The organism is Pseudomonas putida (genome assembly GCF_028682635.1).
GTDB lineage: Bacteria > Pseudomonadota > Gammaproteobacteria > Pseudomonadales > Pseudomonadaceae > Aquipseudomonas > Aquipseudomonas putida_AE.
This window is the reverse complement of sequence record NZ_JANHLK010000074.1, coordinates 1-958: the sequence shown is the minus strand read 5'-3', so window position 1 is coordinate 958 and position 958 is coordinate 1. Positions and strand designations below refer to the sequence as shown.

Annotated in this window: 1 protein-coding gene; it reads right to left on the bottom strand. The window is 58.6% G+C overall.

Annotated features, from left to right (window positions below; all coding sequences use genetic code 11):
* Nucleotides 1-958 (bottom strand): T6SS phospholipase effector Tle1-like catalytic domain-containing protein (locus NPS56_RS30910; RefSeq protein ID WP_274078163.1); only part of this gene is annotated, 958 nt, incomplete at both ends.

Genomic DNA, 958 nt, shown 5'->3' with positions numbered 1-958 from the left:
GCTGAGAAATTCGCGAGCCCGCTGCTGCTTGCGGCTTTTTACGACCGCTGCCTGATTCTGGTCGCGCTCTTCTTCAGCGCGAGCTCGGACTTCCTCGTCGGCCTGGAGGTCGCTCGCCTGAAGATAGAACGGTGTATGCATCAAACTGGCAAACGCGTAGCGGTCGATGCGCCAGGCAGTGATCCAACTCATCTGCTCGCGTAGGGTCTGCTCCAAACTAGTGTTAGCGGGTAGTGGCCGATAGTGCTCGATCTGTTCGGCAGACAGCGGTTGTTGTACGGGAGGCTGGTCCAGGGTTAGCTGACGCCAGGCGTTGAAGCGGGTTACCAGGGTTGCTGAAACGTCAAACTCTTTCATTAACGCATACTCCATTGCTCGCCAAACTTCATGGCGCAATTCGGCTGGCAATGTTTCTTTCGGCACTTTCAAAGGAGCGCCGTGGGCGAAGGCGTCGGCATATAGATCCTGCAAAGCGATCTGCGACAGCAATAAACTGTCATTCGCGCCAATAGCCTTACCCTGATCCCCCGGCGGATACCCCCCACCCTGATCCGAGTGCACGCCCGGATAAATCACCTCCACACTATTCGCCGGATACCCCCCCTTCTCCCGGCGAATGGACTCCAACGGAAAGGACAACCGTTGCTCATGACTGGCAACGATATGCAGGCAACGCTTGACCAGACTGCTGGCGGGCAGTTCCTGGTTGCCATCGGCCCAACTCATATGGCCGTTGGCCCCTGGTACGATATCGGCCAAACCGACCGAGGCCACGGTGTCCAGCAGCCCCAGGTACTCGACGCTGATGGGCAGGCGCAAATCGGATAGGCGCAATGCCAGCACCGGCTCGGACCGGGTCAACAGCTGGTTCAACCAGCTGACAAACGCCCGCGCCGCCGATGCGCCACGGGAAAAACCATAGACGTACAACTTGATGCCCAGCAGCTTGACCTGGCCT